Source organism: Streptomyces sp. NPDC050211 (genome assembly GCF_040656035.1).
In the GTDB taxonomy this organism is placed as follows: domain Bacteria; phylum Actinomycetota; class Actinomycetes; order Streptomycetales; family Streptomycetaceae; genus Streptomyces.
In genome coordinates, this window is record NZ_JBFALC010000005.1 from 133,655 (window position 1) to 147,826 (window position 14,172).

The following is a 14,172-nucleotide window of genomic DNA, read 5'->3' on the forward strand; positions in this document are numbered from 1 at the left end:
ACGAAGCGCCGGTCACGCCACAGGGAAGTCGCGGAAACGAACGTGCGCAGGCGCGTCACGCGGAGGCGCCGGACTCGTCGTCCGCTTCGGGCAGCACGTACCGCAGCAACCGCACCCCGCGGCTCCCGGGTGGCTGCTGGGCCGCGTCCCGAGTCACATAGGGAGCGAGTACGGCCTCGATCGCGTCGTGGATCGCGGCGAGTTCCTCGGCCGACACGACGACACGGGTGTTGGCCAGCCCCGCGAGCCGCCGCCAGTCCGGGTCGAGTCCGGGCTCTGTCTCGGTCGCCCACCGCTCGGGCAGTTCCGCGGCGCGGGCGAACATCTCCCAGGAGAGCGCCCGTGCGGCCGCCGCGCCGTCCTCGTCCTCCGGCCGCTCGAACCGGAAGCCGCGCGCCATCGCCTGCCACCGCCGCTCCCGCCGGTCCGTCCCGCCCTCGGCGTCCCCGACCAGGCCGAACCCCGCCAAGTGACGCAGATGCCAGCTGGTCACTGACGGGGTGGCACCGACGTGCGGGGAGAGCTGAGTGGCGGTGGCGGGCCCGTACCGCTGGAGCCGTTCCAGGATGGCGAGGCGTACGGGATGTGCGAGCGCCCGCATGGCCTTCGGGTCGCTGATCTCTATATCGCCGAGACGGTTGCCGGAATCCATGATGTGAGAGTGTTCTCTCAGAAACTGTGAGAGTCAAGTCTCACATCTCAAGTTGCTGTCACTGAGCGGCGTTGACCGTCTCCGGCAGCGCGATCTGCCCCGTCACGAACTCGCTCCACAGCCCGAAGCGGAGCTCATCGTCGTTCTTGCGTACGGTCGCGAAGGATGCCGTGTCGTGTGTGGCGCCCCAGGTGAGTTCGAAGCGCCGGGTGCCTGCGCGTTGGTCTGGTGGGATCGGGCTCGGCGGGATGATCTCGTCCAGGGCCCAGCGGTAACCGCGTTGGCGGTAGGGGTGGGTGACCTTTTCCCAGGTCAGTTCCAGGATGGTGTTGCTCGCGGGAATGACGACGAGGGCGCCGCGCAGGCCGTTCGGGTGCTGGGTGTTGAAGGCGTGCACCTCGGCGGTGCCCTCGGGGTAGAGGTGGCTGGTGCCGTGGCCGATGCGGGAGCCGGCGGGGCAGGCTGCCGGGCCGTTCGTCTCGATGACGGTCCGGGCGCAGAGGGGGAAGTCCTTGGGGTGGAAGTCGAGCGCCTCGTCGAAGAGGAAGACGAAGCGGCGGGGGGCGGCCGGCGGGCCGGCCGGTTCGGCTCGGCTGGTTCGGTCGAATGCCACGCGGACGCCAGCTCCGCCGTCCCCGCCGACCCGCGCCCTCAGGGAGTCGATGTTGCTTGGGCCGGACACGTCCGGTTCGTACGGCCGTTGCGGGCCGCCGGGTGCGGGATCCGGCGGGGTGCCGCCGTCCTCGGCTGCCCAGGCCGGTCCCGCCGTCGTCAGTAACACCGCGGCCAGGCCGCTGCTCCAGTGCCGTGTGCGCACCCCGCGCTCCCCTCACGTCCGTCCACGTCGATCCACGTCGGTTCGTGCGCCCATGCTCACCCGGCCGCCCCGCCGCTCCCAGGCTCTGTTGGACCCAGGGACGCGGACACCCACCCACGGGCACCATGGACGTCATGGAACCTGCACAGGAGTTGGGGGAGTTCCTGCGGTCCCGGCGGGCGCGCATGAGGCCGGAGGATGTCGGTTTCGCCTCGGGGTCGGGGCCGCGCCGGGTGCCGGGGCTGCGGCGGGAGGAGGTCGCGTATCTGGCGGGAGTGAGCGTCGACTACTACGTACGGCTGGAGCAGGGCCGTAATCGCGGAGTGTCCGACAGCGTCCTCGGCGCGGTCGCCGACGCTCTGCGCCTGGACGACGACGAGCGCGCCCATCTGGTCCGGCTGGCCCGCCCGGACGACGCCGCCGGAGCACCCGACGGCCGTCCCGCTCGCCCGGGCGTGCGGCAGCTGCTCGACTGGATCTCCGCCCCCGCCCTGGCCGTCGACCACCGCCTGGACATCGTGGCCTGGAACCGGCCGGCCTGTGCGCTCATCACCGACCTCGCGGCGCTGCCGCCCACCGAGCGCAACATGGCGCGGCTGCATCTGCTCGACGCCGAGATCGGCGGCCGTTACCCCGACGTCGACTTCATCGCCCGGGAGGTGGTGGGGCAGCTGCGGATCGCCGCGGGCCGGTATCCGCGGGACGCGGCGCTGCACCGGCTCATCGCCGAACTGGCCGCGAAATCACCGGAGTTCCGGCATCACTGGGAACGGCACGCCGTGCACACCAAGTCGTCCGGGTTCAAACGCGTGAACCACCCGGAGGCCGGCCCGCTGACCCTCGCCTACGAGATCACCCACTTCCCCCAGGACCCCGACCTGAGCCTCCTCGTCTACACGGCCGCCCCGGACACTCCGGAGGCTCAGGCCCTGCGTCTCATGGCCAAGGCGTGACAGCCATACATGCAGAGAACGGGTTCAATGGTCCGCGCAGCACGGTGTCGGATCCGGTACCTCGAAGGGCACCAGGACACCGCCGACCGCGGGCATGGCCGTGAGGACCAGTTCCCCGTCGTTCCACTGCGGCCGTACGTGATCCTGTGTCATCAGGTGGACGTCGGGGGCCGGTTGGCCCGCCGCTCCCAGCACGGTCACCCGGTCGATCGCGGAGCGCGTGAGCAGCTCCGCGATCGTCAGTGTGCCGGTGAGCGACGAGACCCCCGGGTAGACCACCGCGCGGCCGGCCGCGTCGGGCGCGCCGCCCGTCACCTCGTACCCCTGGCCGGTGAGCCGCTCCTGGGCGGTGCGAAGGAGCGGCTGCGAGGGCAGGGTGAGGGACAGGGCGACGCGCGGCCGGTCGCCGCGCACCAGGTGCGTGCAGCCGAACGCGCCCTCGGGGAGGGCGAGTTCGGCTGCCAGCGCGTGCAACAGGTGGTCCGCCGCGCGCAGGTCCTTGATGCCCGCGTCGACGGTGAGGACGTGAGGCGTCACGAGGGCAGGACCCACACGGGGTTGGCGTAGAACCACAGGTCGGCCCACGGGTCGGCGTCGCCGACGACGTCGATGGCCGGGCCCGCCGGGTCGACGGCCGCACCCATCGCGCCGACCGCGGACCGGTTGCCGTCGGTGCCGCGCAGGCGGACGTACAGCGGACGGTCGACCCGCCCGAGGTCGTATGTGAGCCTGACCGTGCCCGTCGACTTGTTCACCTCGTACGACTTCACGACCTTCGCCGTCGGCGCGGTGAACGTGTCCTTGTCGGCGGCCTCGCCCGTGACCTCGCCCTGGATGACGTCGACGCGCGCCAGCTTCGGCAGGAAGCCGGCCCAGTTGGGGCCGCCGGCCAGCGCGATGTCCACCGTCATGGTCACCCGCGTGCCCTTGCGGACATGCAGGGCGCCGCCCAGCGTGGCCCAGCGGTAGCCGCCGGAGACTCGGACGTCGAGGCCGCTGATGAGCTGCCCGTGGTCGACCCAGATGCGGCCCGCGCGGATGCCGTCCATGACGGCGGCGTAGGAGAAGCCGGCGGAGCCGACGTGGGTACGGCTGTACTGGCCGGGCCAGTAGTCGCCCTCGGTGAGGTCGATCGTGCCCCGGTAGACGGGGTCGGTGTGCTTGCCGTTGGCGAGGTAGTCGCTGTCCGGGCCGCCGCGCTTGGCGGTGTCCGTGTAGACGTTGTGGGAGTCGGAGTTGGCGGTGATCCACCAGGGCTTGCCCTCGGCGAGGAGGCTGTCCCACAGGCCGCCGACGGTGGAGGTCATCCAGTCGAAGCCGCCCCAGGTGCGGTAGCTCTCCGGCGGGTAGCCAGCGAAGGAGTTGGCGCTGGGGTTGTTGTCGTAGATGCCGCGGGCCCGGCCCATCCCGAGCGGCTTGGCGATACCGCCGGCCTGGTGGCCGGGGGCGCCCTCGAAGCCGACGGCCACCTGGTGGTCCCTGCCGGTGGCGTCACGCCAGCCGCGGATCTCGTGCGGGGAGTCGACACCGCGCCGCGCCGGGTGGTTGGCGAGCATCAGCGCGTCCTGGACCTTGCGCCGCTGGACCTGCTGGGCAAGGAAGTTGAGGCCGGCGATGGCGAGGGCCTCGTTGGCGGGGGTGGAGTCGGAGGCGCCCTTGACCGAGCCGTCGTAGTCGGTTTCGAACTGCTTCAGTACCGAGACCTCGTTCTTGCCCGGGTGCACGAAGACGGTTCCGTGCTCGGCGCCCGGGATGTTCCACTCCAGGCCCTGGAAGACGAGGGTGTCCTCGTAGGCGTCACGCGCGTCGCGGATGTCCGGGTTGACCTTCTCCACACCGATCTTGGAGTGGGTGACGTTGCCGTGGTCGGTGATGACCAGCCAGTCCATGCCGTGCTTGGCGCCCTGGCGGACCTGGTCGACGACGCGGTACTTGCCGTCGTTGCTGTACTGGGTGTGGATGTGGTGGTCGCCGGCCAGCCAGAGGAAACCCTTCTTGGGGCTGCTGCCGAGGGGCGCGGCGGGAGCGGCGGCCGCCGCCGGGGCCGAACCGGCCGTTCCGGCCAGCACACTGCCGGCCGCGAGGCCCGCGCCGAGCAGGCCGGTACGGCGCAGCATCGTGCGGCGCGACTGCTGCTCGGGAGTCAGGGCCTCGTCGGGGACGGAGGCATCGAAGGCGGCAGGAAGCGCCGAGGCCGACTCGTGGCCGTGGTCATGGTCGTGCGTGTGTCCGTGACCGTGTGTGTGGTGATGCCCGTGTCCCATGAAGCGCCTCCTGGATGCCGCTGCCTTCTGCGGCTGCCTTCTCACAGCGCGAATGCGCCGCGTGAGGAGAATCGAGGCGAAAGATGAACATTGAACGGCCGGGGAGTGATCGCCGGGTTCCCTGGACACGGCGGGTAATCCCGTCTCTCACTGTTCTCCCAACTGACCTTTACCGTCACACTGGTTGGCGCTGAATCTGAGCCCCGTTCACCTTCTTCCGACTCACCCGACCGGAGACACCCCCACCATGAGAAGACTGCTCGGCACCCTCACGGCCGCGGCACTCGCCGTCACCGGCCTCGCCACCACCGGCTCGACCCCCGCGGCGGCCGCCACAGGCTCCTTCAACGTCCTCACGTACAACATCGCGGGCCTGCCTCTCGGCCTCGGTGACAGCGACCCGGAGACCAACACCCCGCTGATCGGCCAGCGGCTCGGGCCGTACGACATCGTGAACGTCCAGGAGGACTTCAACTACCACGCCTCCCTGTACGCCAACGACACCCACCCGCACCGCACACCGACAAGCGGCGGCGCGGCCTTCGGCGACGGCATGAACACCCTCTCCGACTACTCCTTCGACGACTTCCAGCGGGTGAAGTGGAACAACTGCACCGGCACGAACTGCCTCACCCCGAAGGGCTTCTCGCTGGCCCGGGTCCGCCTCGCCGAGGGCGTCTTCGTGGACCTGTACAACGTGCACACCAACGCGGACTCCGACGACGCCGCGCTCGCCGCCCGCCGCGCCAACATCGAGCAGATGTCGGACTTCATCCAGGCGAACTCCGCCGGCAACGCGGTGATCGTCATGGGCGACACGAACACGCGGTACACGCGCGCCGGCGACAACATCCGCACGCTCATCTCCGAGAACGGCCTCAAGGACCCGTGGGTCGACCTGGTCAAGGGCGGCACCCCGCCCGCGCAGGGCAGCGACGCCCTGCTCTGCGACTCCGCCGCCCCGGCCAACGACTGCGAGGTCGTCGACAAGGTCCTCTACCGCGGCAGCGACCTCGTCTCCCTGAACGCCACCCGGTACAACAACGAGTGGAAGTCCTTCCTCCGCTCCGACGGCAAGCACCTCTCCGACCACTTCCCGCACACGGTCGACTTCTCGTACACCGTCAACTCCGCCCTCAAGGCAAGCGACTTCTGGGGCGGCCCGCACGGCACGGCCTTCAACGACGCGGACGACCTGCCGGCAACCGTCTCCCCCCGCACACTCACGCTGCGCGGCGCCTCCCGCCTGGACGCGGTCTCCCTGACCCACGACGGCGGTACGACGCTCAGCCACGGCGGCACGGGCGGCACGGCGACGTCCCTGACCCTCGCCTCCGGTGAGCACCTCACGTCCGTCAAGCTGACACAGGGTCAGAAGGACGGCCACACGCGGATCTTCTCCGCCGCCTTCACCACGGACAAGGGCCGCACCCTGACCTCCGGCACGGCGACGTCCGCCGCGAAGACCTTCACGGCCCCGTCCGGCTGGCAGATCGTCGGCTTCACGGGCCGCGCGGGGACCGAGATCGACAAGCTGGGTGTGCTGTACGCGCCGATCGGCTGACGGGTTCAAGACCTCAGGATGACGCGGTCGGCCGCCTCAGAGGGCGGCCGGCCGCCGGAGCGAACTCACAGCGGAAGACGGGCCTCGGCCCACACGGTCTTGTACGTCGCCCCCGGGCGGACGTCCACTCCCCACGCGCGGGCCAGCCCCGCGACCCAGGCGGGCGTCCGCGACCTCCACCCGCATCACCTCGCCCCGCAGCAACAGCCGTACGCGGAAGGCACGCACCTGGGAAGGCGGGGGATGCCCTGACTTACTCTGCGAGCCATGACGCGCTACGTGGTCGATCCCAGAACCTTGCTGCACATCGTGTCGACCGGTGTGCGGATCAGTCCCGATCACCAACTCGTCGCACCAAATCCGGTGCGGTCGCAGGCACTGTCGCTGCTGTTCGAACGGGTCAGGTGCGGCGAGTTGGACGAGGTCGAGGCGTTGCGGATGCACGAGCGCCTGACCGAGGTGAAGATGCGGCTGCTGGGTGACCGGGTCTCCCGTCGCACAGCCTGGCGGATCGCCCGGGAGCAGGGGTGGGCCAGTATCGGGGACGCCGAATACCTCGCCGTGACCCGGCTTCAGGCCGATGCGCTGGTCACGATCGACGAGGCCTTGGCTCGTCGGGCGGACGGCATCGTTCCCGTGGCGTCGCTGGACGCTCTCAGTTCCTCGTAAGGTATGCGGCTGTCCCGATCTTGATGAAGGACCGGATCAGCGGGTTGGTGTCACCTTCGTTCCACGCCGCCACCACGCGGCTCGGCGCCATGTCGATCAGCGGTATCACGGCCAGCTCCGCGGGCAGGTCGTGTCCGAGCGGGGCCAGGCCGACCGTGCCGTTCCACAGCACGGCCTGCAGGCATTCCTGGACGGCGCGCACCACTGGACCCTCGCGCGGCCTGCCGCCGTTCCAGTACGACTGCCAGATGGGGTCGGTGCCCTGCGGGAACTGGAACCAGCGGCGGTCGCTCAGCTCGGCCAGTTGCAGCCGGTCGCGGCGGGCCAGTGGGTCGTCGGCGCGCAGGACCACACCGACCTGATCGGTCCGCAGCGCACGCACGCTCAGGGCGGTCTCGTCGAACGGCGCCCGGGTCAGGGCGACGTCGACCAGTCCGGCGCGCAGTCCGCAGGTCGGGTCGCTCAGATCGGTGTCGCGGATGCGGATGTCGATGCCCGGGTGGCTTCGGCGATAGGCGGCGGCCAGCCTGGACACCCCCGGGTCGGTGCTGTCGCCCAGGATGCCGACGGTGAGGGTCGCGACGCCGGCCGCCGCGCTGACGCGTACACGGACGCCGTCGGCATGGTCGAGCAGGGCCCGCGCCTCGTCGAGCAGCACGGTGCCTACCGGTGTGAGCGTGACGCCGGTGGGCGAGCGGGCGAACAGCAAGGCCCCGACATCGGCCTCCAGTTGCTTGATCGCCCGGCTCAGCGGCGGCTGACTCATGTGCAGTCGGGTGGCGGCCCGGCCGAAGTGGAGTTCCTCGGCGACCGCCACGAAGTAGCGCAAGGTCCGTAGCTCCACGCTGCAACGATACCCATGAGGTATCGGCGCCGCGGAATGGGTTTTGGACACGGGCACGGCGTCGGCGGTGCACTCGTGAGCATGACCGAAGAAGCAAGGCCCAGCAAGCCGCAGGCCGACCCCGCCGTATCGGTGGTGGGTCCCGGCGACGGCGAGACGATCGTTCTGGGCACCACGCACATGCGCGTTCTGGAGGACGGCAGCCACACCGGGCACCGCCTCGCGATCGCCGAATCCGTCCTCGCCCCGCACACCCAGGGACCCCCGCAGCACCGCCACGGCCGACACGACGAGGGCTTCTACATCCTCTCCGGCACCGTGCGGTTCACCGTCGGGGACGAGGACTACGACGTCACCACGGGCACGCTCGTGATGGTTCCGCCCGGTACCCCGCACACCTTCGCCAACGTGTCCGACCAACCCGCCGTCATGCTCAGCACCTTCACCCCCGACCTGTACGTGCAGTACTTCCGAGACCTCCAGGACGTGCTCGCCGGCGGCCGGCCGCTGACGCCACAGGCCAACATCGACGCGATGAACCGCTACGCGACCGAGCCCGCCACCGACCTCGCCTGAAGCCGACGGGATGATGAACATCGCCTATTGGATCGTCGCGGGACTGCTCGCGCTCTTCTACTTCTACTCCGGCACGCTGAAGGTGAGCCGCAGCCGCGATCAACTCCGACCGATGATGGCCTGGGTCGACCGCGTGCCCTTGCCCGCCCTGAGGGCGCTGGGGACGGTCGAAATGCTCGGCGCGACCGGCCTGATCCTGCCGCCGCTGACCGGCATCGCTCCCTCGCTGGCACTGGCCGCGGCCATCGGCTTCGTACTCCTGCAGACCGGTGCGATCGCCGTCCACCTGACCGGAGAAGACCGCCGGATCACGCTCAACGTCGGACTCACCGCCACCGCGGCCGTGACTGTCTGGCTGGCCACCTTGCGATAATCGCTAGGCGAAAACCTAGGGGCCCTAGGTAAGCTGCCCCCATGAGCCCCAGAGCCGGCCTGACCCCCGACCGCCTCACCGAGGCCGCCGCCGAACTCGCCGACGAGGTCGGCTTCGAGAACGTCACCGTCTCCGCCCTGGCCCGCCACTTCGGCGTAAAAGACGCGAGCCTGTACTCGCACGTCAGGAACCTCCAGGAGCTGCGTACCCGGGTCGCGCTGCTCGCCGGCGGGGAGATGATCGACCGGATCGCTGCCGCCGTGGCGGGACGGGCCGGGAAGGACGCGCTGACCGCGTTCGCCGGGGCCTACCGCTCGTACGCGCTCGAGCACCCGGGTCGGTACGCCGCCACGCAGATCCGCGTCGACCAGGCCCTCGTCGCCGGCTCCCCCGTCCTGCGCCGCACCACCGAGATCACCTACGGGATGCTGCGCGCGTACGGCCTGGAAGAGCCCGATCTCACCGACGCCGTACGCCTGTTGCGCAGCACCTTCCACGGCTACTGCGCGCTGGAGGCGAGCGGCGGCTTCGGTGCGCCTCGCGATGTGGAGAAATCGTGGGACGCGGCGGTGGCGGCGCTGCACGTGGCGTTGGATCACTGGCCCCGAAACAAGGAGAAGCGTGACTGACCTGTATTACGACATAGCCGGCAGCGGCCCCGTCCTGCTCGTCGTTCCCGGTGGCGCCGGGCACCCCATGGGCCTGGACGGGATGACGGCGCGGCTCGCCGAGCGGTTCACCGTCGTGACGTACGACCCGCTCGGGCTCGCGCACGGGCGCCTCGGGCTGCCCGTCGCCGACCAGCGGGTCGAGGACTGGAGCGACGGCGCCGGGCGGGTGCTTGACGCCGTGCTCCCCGACGGGCAGTCCGCGTACGTCTTCGGTACCAGCGCCGGCGCAGTCGTCGCCCTCGATCTGCTCGCCCGGCATCCCGAACGGCTGCGGCACGTCATCGCGCACGAACCGCCGAGCGTCGGTGTACTGCCCGACGGGGCACGGCATCAGGCCATGTTCGCGGAGGTGTGCGACCGTTATCGCGCGGCAGGGCTCGCGGCCGCCGGCTCCCTGATGACCGCCATGCTGACGTCGAGTGAGCCCACGGAGATCCCCGAGGTGATCCCCGAGGTTCAACATCTGTCGCGTGACGAGGAGTTGGCCAGCCCCATGGCCCTCTCCCTCCGCCATGTCCTGCGCCCGTTCACCTCGTACACCCCCGACCTCGAGAGGCTCGGCTCCCTCTCCTCCCGCCTCACCCTCGCCGCCGGAACCGACTCCCGCGGCCAACTCCTCCACCGCACCGCCGAGTTCCTCGCCCAGACCCTGCGCGGCGACTTCGCCGAGTTCCCGGGCGGACACCTCGGCGCCGTCCAGCACCCCTTGCCCTTTGCCGAGCGGCTCGCGGAGACGCTGGTTCCGGTCGGCGCCCCAGGCGCCACGCCGACCACTTAGACTGGAAGCTTCGCGGATGTCACGTGCCGCCCACCGGGGGGGGAGGGAACGCGCCTTGTCTCAGCAGCAGTTGGGCCGCAGGCCGCGCGGCCTCGGTTCGGTGCCCCCGGTGCCGGACGGCGGTGACGGCGACGGCGGTACGCAGCCGGCCCGGTTCGTGGGCTGGCTCGGCGGACTCGGCTGTGCGGCGGCCGGATACGGGGTGTTCCAGTTCCTGTTCGGGGTCCTGCCCGACTCCCTCGACGGAGAGGCCGCCAGGTATCTGATCGCCGGGGTGAGCGGCCTCGGCACGGGGCTCGCCGCCTGGCTGGCGGCGGCGCTGGTGCGGGCCCGGGCCGCCGCCGTCGCACGCGTGCCGAGCACAGTGGCTCCGGCGACCGGTCCGGCCCTCGCGCCCGGCCCGCTTCCCCAGGTGTTCGCCGGTGCGTACGACGCTCTCGCCGAGCAACTGGCCGTCGTCGACGACCCGGACCGCGGGCGGCTCACCGGCTGGACGCACTCCCTGGGCGAGAGCAGCCCCGCCCGCCCCACCGCGGTCGGCACGGCCTACGGCCTGCACATCATGCTCGACCTCGGAGCGCCCGACGGACGGGTGTCCACCGGCGATCTGGTGGACACGCTGTGGCGGCTGCGGCTCGCGGACGGCGGCTGGTCGGCCCGCTCGCAGGGGTCGGAGCCGCGTCCGGAGGTCACCGCGCTGGTGCTGGGCGCGCTGGCCCGGGCGGGGGCCTCGCGGGAGCGGCTCGCGGACGAGGTGGCGCGGTGTGCGTCCGGGTTCACGCATGAACTCGACCGTGCCGGACGGGAGTCGACGCACGTCATGACGACGGTGCTGCGCGGACTGCTGCGCGCCGCGCCCGACTCCGCCCTGCTGCCCCGGCTGCGCGAGGCGATCGTCGACGGCGCGCTCAGCGACCCGGGCCGCGAGCACCTGCGCTGCTGGGACTATCGGCTCGACCTGGACAACGGCAGGGCTTCCGCGCTGCACACCGCCCAGGCGGTGGTCGCCCTCGACCGGGCGGCCGTGGTCCTCGGCGACAACGCTTCCGCCCGCGCCACCCGCGAGGACGGCGTCCGCTGGCTGCTGGCCTGCCCGGACGGACCGCACGACTCCTGCGCCGACCTGGCCAACCTCCGCGAGGAGGTACGGCGCCCCCGCACCGACGACCCCTCGCGCCACGAAGTGCTGAACGTACGGCACTTCACCGCCGCCTGGATGATCCGTGCCCTGATGTCGCCGACGGCACGGCGGGTCGCCCGTGACGAAGGGCTTGAGGACCGGTTGCGGGAGCGGCTGGACGGGGCCGTCGCCGCGGTGTGGGCGGGGCAGTCCGGCGGCATCTGGACCTGGGGGCTCGGTGACGGCACGCAGCTGCGCCGGCCGATCTGGATGACGTATCAAGGCCTTTGCGCGCTGCGGGCCCATGCCGTATGGATGTATCAGCCGGAGGCTTGAGCACTGAAGGTCGGTCGAACTCGCCTGTCACAGGCGGGAGTTGGAGGATGATGCATGGGCGGTCGGCAGGTTCTTGCGGCTCGGCGGCTGCTGGCCTCGGCGATGGACGGCGAGCTGTCCGAGCGTGAGTTCGCGACCGCTGCCCGTTCCGTCGTCGCCGAACTGGGCTCCTCCGAGCGCCTGTTGGAGCTGATCGCCGAACTCGCCTCCGGGGAGGGCGATCCGGAAGGATGCGCCAGGCTGTCGTACCGCCATGTACTCGGTTTCGACAAGCTCCTGTTGATCGACGGCGGCCCCCGGCACATGCTGCGTGCGCATCTGTGGCATCCCGGCACGGGCGGGATCGGCAAGGAGGACATCCACAACCACCGTTCCCCACTGGCCTCTTACATCGTCCGGGGGCGGCTGGCCATGGAGCTGTACGAGGTGCGGGGCGACGGCGGGATCGCGGCGGACCGGTACGAGGAGTCCCTGGCGGAGAGCTCGGCGGACTGGCGACTGGCGCCGGCGGGTCCGGCCCGGCTGCGGCTGACGCATGTGGGGCAGTACGCGGCGGGCAGCTCCTACGCCCTGCCGCCGCACACCCTGCACCGCGCCTGGTGCGACACCGACCGGCCCACCGTGACGCTGTTCCTGGAAACGGGAAGCGAACGGCGGCGCAGCACCGATGTGTTCACGGCGGCGGGCCCGCATCCGGGGGCGGTGGCGAAGGTGCCGCTGAGCACGGCGGACTACCTGGGCGCGCTCGGCGGTCTGGCGGAACTGCTCAGGAGTTCATGAAGGCCTGGCGTACGACATCGAGGTTGTAGTCGTCGATGTCGACCAGCGTCAGCTCGGACGGCCGCAGCCAGATGTGCTCCTGGTCGGGCTCGGGCAGGCTGACCTCCCCGGACAACGACCTGACCAGGAAGTTGTCCTGCCAGTTCTTGATCTCGCGGCCCCGGTACTCGCTGACGAAGGACGACTCGCCGACCTTGCGTACGATCTCCCCGAGCAGCCCGGTCTCTTCCTTCAGCTCACGCAGCGCGCCGTCCTCGGGACTCTCTCCCGGCTCCAGCTTCCCGCACGGCACGCCCCACACCCGCGGCAGAAACCGCTCCTTCTCACTGCGGCGCACCAGCAGCACCTGCTGGTCGTCGTTCATCACGACGGCGGCCGCCAGTCGCCTGTCGCCGGGGATGTCCATATCCATGGTTCCTCGGTCCCTCGCCGGTGATGAGTACGGTGCTGAGTACAAAGGTTCTGATACCCACGAAAGCATCCACGGTACCAGCCGGGCCGTTTCCGGTCTGTGCCGTCGGTCTCACGGGGTGCGCGCGAACGCCTGCACCTCCCGGACCGACAGCGCCGCGCCCTGCGGCGTACGCCCAGCTCGGAGCGCGGCAACCGTTTCCAGGGCCGCGCCCAGCGCCCGCCGGTACAGCAACGAGCCGAGGCTGATGCGCCGCACGCCGAGGTCGGCGAGGGCGGGGACGGTCGGGCCGGTGGGCGAGTAGAGGATGTTGAGGGGTACGCCGAGGTGCTTGACCAGGCAGGCGATCTCCTGGGGGTCGGTCAGCCCGGGTACGAATACGCCGTCGGCGCCCGCCTGTTGGTAGGCGTCGAGGCGGCTCAAGGTGTCCTCGCCGTCTCCGAGCCAGTGCGTGTCGGTGCGCGCGTTCACGAAGAGACCGGGCGCCGCCGACTTGACCGCGGCGATCTTCGCGGCGTGCCGGCCGACGGGCCCGAGCCCGTCCTCCAGATTGATGCCGACGGCACCGACGACCGCCAGCTCGCGCGCGTACTCCCCCACCTCGTCGGGGTCTTCGCTGAAGCCGTCCTCGGCGTCGACGGAGAGGAAGAAGGGCTCCGAGCCGAGAGTGAGGGCGAGGTGCAGCGTGTGTTCCCGGGTCGCGGAAACGCCGTCGAGTACGCCGACGGCCGCGGCCACCCCGAGACTCGTCGTCGCGACCGCGGGGAAGCCCTGGGCGGCGAGGGCGGATGCCGAGGCGTGGTCCCAGGCGTTGGGCAGCAGCAGGGGATCGTCTGCGTGGTGGAGGTCGGCGAAGCTCATACCCGGCACCGTACGGCCGAGTTGCTTCGGCGCCCGCCGAAATGTCCCGGCCGCCTCAGCTTCCCGCCCGCTCCCCCGCCCCGCGCTCCACACAGAACTCGTTGCCCTCGGGGTCGGCGAGAACCGCCCAGCCGGTGCCGTCCGGCTTGCGGCGGTCGTCGAGCAGCGTGGCGCCGAGGCCCAGAAGCCGCTCGACCTCCTCGTCACGCGTGCGGTCCTGCGGCTGAAGGTCGAAGTGCACGCGGTTCTTGATGGTCTTGACCTCCGGCACAGCGATGAAGAGCAGGCCCACACCCCCGATCAGAACCTCCTCGTCGCCGGGCTTGTCGTCCTCGTGCACGGGCAGGTCCAGGACCCGCGACCAGAAGGTGGCGAGTTCGTAGGGGTGGGCGCAGTCGATGCTCGTATGGCGAATCGCGGAAGTCATGCGGGGATTCTTTGGCACGCGAAGGGTCCGGGCAACGCAATAACGGGCGAGTCGCGGCAGCCGTAAGGCGCTCGG

Annotated in this window: 17 protein-coding genes; 9 read left to right on the plus strand and 8 right to left on the minus strand. The window is 70.9% G+C overall.

The window, feature by feature from the left end:
- Positions 1-55 precede the first annotated feature (55 nt).
- A complete protein-coding gene (locus AB0I98_RS07790) occupies positions 56-652 on the minus strand; it encodes a helix-turn-helix domain-containing protein (protein ID WP_362936819.1) in 597 nt (198 codons plus the stop codon).
- Between the two features lie 58 nt (positions 653-710).
- Positions 711-1,469: a hypothetical protein gene (locus AB0I98_RS07795; protein WP_362936822.1), complete on the minus strand. Its 759-nt coding sequence runs from the start codon at positions 1,467-1,469 to the stop codon at positions 711-713.
- 134 nt (positions 1,470-1,603) lie between these two features.
- Here AB0I98_RS07795 and AB0I98_RS07800 point away from each other — a divergent pair, with 134 nt between their 5' ends.
- A complete protein-coding gene (locus AB0I98_RS07800) occupies positions 1,604-2,422 on the plus strand; it encodes a helix-turn-helix transcriptional regulator (protein WP_362936825.1) in 819 nt (272 codons plus the stop codon).
- Between the two features lie 24 nt (positions 2,423-2,446).
- Here the strand turns inward: AB0I98_RS07800 and AB0I98_RS07805 are convergent, their stop codons facing one another.
- Positions 2,447-2,959 (minus strand): hypothetical protein, encoded by a 513-nt coding sequence (locus AB0I98_RS07805; RefSeq protein ID WP_362936828.1) that lies wholly within the window; start codon positions 2,957-2,959, stop codon positions 2,447-2,449.
- The gene (locus tag AB0I98_RS07810; RefSeq protein ID WP_362936831.1) at positions 2,956-4,686 is read right to left on the minus strand and encodes a PHP domain-containing protein; all 1,731 of its coding nucleotides are present in this window, start codon (positions 4,684-4,686) and stop codon (positions 2,956-2,958) included. The genes AB0I98_RS07805 and AB0I98_RS07810 overlap by 4 nt, the downstream gene beginning before the upstream one ends.
- A 247-nt stretch (positions 4,687-4,933) precedes the next feature.
- Between AB0I98_RS07810 and AB0I98_RS07815 the strand changes: the two genes are divergently transcribed.
- Both AB0I98_RS07815 and AB0I98_RS07820 read left to right on the plus strand, forming a co-directional pair.
- On the plus strand, positions 4,934-6,250 hold the full coding sequence (locus AB0I98_RS07815) for a jacalin-like lectin (RefSeq protein WP_362936834.1): 1,317 nt from the start codon (positions 4,934-4,936) through the stop codon (positions 6,248-6,250).
- Positions 6,251-6,517: 267 nt separating this feature from the next.
- The gene (locus tag AB0I98_RS07820; RefSeq protein ID WP_362936837.1) at positions 6,518-6,919 is read left to right on the plus strand and encodes a hypothetical protein; all 402 of its coding nucleotides are present in this window, start codon (positions 6,518-6,520) and stop codon (positions 6,917-6,919) included.
- Here the strand turns inward: AB0I98_RS07820 and AB0I98_RS07825 are convergent.
- On the minus strand, positions 6,906-7,763 hold the full coding sequence (locus tag AB0I98_RS07825; RefSeq protein WP_362936840.1) for a LysR substrate-binding domain-containing protein: 858 nt from the start codon (positions 7,761-7,763) through the stop codon (positions 6,906-6,908). The two genes, AB0I98_RS07820 and AB0I98_RS07825, sit on opposite strands and share 14 nt — an antisense overlap.
- Positions 7,764-7,844: 81 nt before the next feature.
- On the opposite strand from AB0I98_RS07825, the gene AB0I98_RS07830 reads away from it, so the two are divergent.
- The 6 genes from AB0I98_RS07830 to AB0I98_RS07855 are packed head-to-tail and all read left to right on the plus strand — an operon-like array spanning position 7,845 to position 12,397.
- Entirely contained in the window at positions 7,845-8,339 is a 495-nt protein-coding gene (locus tag AB0I98_RS07830) for a cupin domain-containing protein (RefSeq protein WP_362936843.1), read from the plus strand.
- 13 nt (positions 8,340-8,352) lie between these two features.
- Positions 8,353-8,712: a DoxX family protein gene (locus AB0I98_RS07835; protein ID WP_362937157.1), complete on the plus strand. Its 360-nt coding sequence runs from the start codon at positions 8,353-8,355 to the stop codon at positions 8,710-8,712.
- Between the two features lie 41 nt (positions 8,713-8,753).
- Entirely contained in the window at positions 8,754-9,341 is a 588-nt protein-coding gene (locus tag AB0I98_RS07840) for a TetR/AcrR family transcriptional regulator (RefSeq protein ID WP_362936846.1), read from the plus strand.
- On the plus strand, positions 9,334-10,161 hold the full coding sequence (locus AB0I98_RS07845) for an alpha/beta hydrolase (RefSeq protein WP_362936849.1): 828 nt from the start codon (positions 9,334-9,336) through the stop codon (positions 10,159-10,161). Before AB0I98_RS07840 ends, AB0I98_RS07845 begins: the two co-directional genes overlap by 8 nt.
- 55 nt (positions 10,162-10,216) lie before the next feature.
- Positions 10,217-11,617, plus strand: a complete 1,401-nt coding sequence (locus AB0I98_RS07850) for a hypothetical protein (RefSeq protein ID WP_362936851.1) — start codon at positions 10,217-10,219, stop codon at positions 11,615-11,617.
- Between the two features lie 54 nt (positions 11,618-11,671).
- Positions 11,672-12,397 carry a hypothetical protein gene (locus tag AB0I98_RS07855; protein WP_362936854.1) on the plus strand — a complete coding sequence of 242 codons (726 nt, stop codon included), beginning with the start codon at positions 11,672-11,674 and terminating at the stop codon, positions 12,395-12,397.
- Here AB0I98_RS07855 and AB0I98_RS07860 read toward each other — a convergent pair.
- The 3 genes from AB0I98_RS07860 to AB0I98_RS07870 form a co-directional block, all read right to left on the minus strand.
- Complete coding sequence (locus tag AB0I98_RS07860; RefSeq protein WP_362937160.1) at positions 12,384-12,803, minus strand: NUDIX hydrolase; 420 nt, start codon at positions 12,801-12,803, stop codon at positions 12,384-12,386. The two genes, AB0I98_RS07855 and AB0I98_RS07860, sit on opposite strands and share 14 nt — an antisense overlap.
- Positions 12,804-12,920: 117 nt before the next feature.
- Positions 12,921-13,670, minus strand: a complete 750-nt coding sequence (locus AB0I98_RS07865) for an isocitrate lyase/phosphoenolpyruvate mutase family protein (protein ID WP_362936857.1) — start codon at positions 13,668-13,670, stop codon at positions 12,921-12,923.
- A gap of 55 nt (positions 13,671-13,725) precedes the next feature.
- The gene (locus AB0I98_RS07870; protein ID WP_362936860.1) at positions 13,726-14,097 is read right to left on the minus strand and encodes a VOC family protein; all 372 of its coding nucleotides are present in this window, start codon (positions 14,095-14,097) and stop codon (positions 13,726-13,728) included.
- Between the last annotated feature and the right edge of the window lie 75 nt (positions 14,098-14,172).

Coding starts and splice junctions, on each gene's coding strand:
- AB0I98_RS07830 (WP_362936843.1), top strand. CDS start 7,845: ATGACCGAAGAAGCAAGGCCCAGCAAGCCGCAGGCCGACCCCGCCGTA.
- AB0I98_RS07865 (WP_362936857.1), bottom strand. CDS start 13,670: ATGAGCTTCGCCGACCTCCACCACGCAGACGATCCCCTGCTGCTGCCC.
- AB0I98_RS07790 (WP_362936819.1), bottom strand. CDS start 652: ATGGATTCCGGCAACCGTCTCGGCGATATAGAGATCAGCGACCCGAAG.
- AB0I98_RS07810 (WP_362936831.1), bottom strand. CDS start 4,686: ATGGGACACGGGCATCACCACACACACGGTCACGGACACACGCACGAC.
- AB0I98_RS07815 (WP_362936834.1), top strand. CDS start 4,934: ATGAGAAGACTGCTCGGCACCCTCACGGCCGCGGCACTCGCCGTCACC.
- AB0I98_RS07820 (WP_362936837.1), top strand. CDS start 6,518: ATGACGCGCTACGTGGTCGATCCCAGAACCTTGCTGCACATCGTGTCG.
- AB0I98_RS07870 (WP_362936860.1), bottom strand. CDS start 14,097: ATGACTTCCGCGATTCGCCATACGAGCATCGACTGCGCCCACCCCTAC.
- AB0I98_RS07800 (WP_362936825.1), top strand. CDS start 1,604: ATGGAACCTGCACAGGAGTTGGGGGAGTTCCTGCGGTCCCGGCGGGCG.
- AB0I98_RS07835 (WP_362937157.1), top strand. CDS start 8,353: ATGAACATCGCCTATTGGATCGTCGCGGGACTGCTCGCGCTCTTCTAC.
- AB0I98_RS07855 (WP_362936854.1), top strand. CDS start 11,672: ATGGGCGGTCGGCAGGTTCTTGCGGCTCGGCGGCTGCTGGCCTCGGCG.
- AB0I98_RS07860 (WP_362937160.1), bottom strand. CDS start 12,803: ATGGACATCCCCGGCGACAGGCGACTGGCGGCCGCCGTCGTGATGAAC.
- AB0I98_RS07840 (WP_362936846.1), top strand. CDS start 8,754: ATGAGCCCCAGAGCCGGCCTGACCCCCGACCGCCTCACCGAGGCCGCC.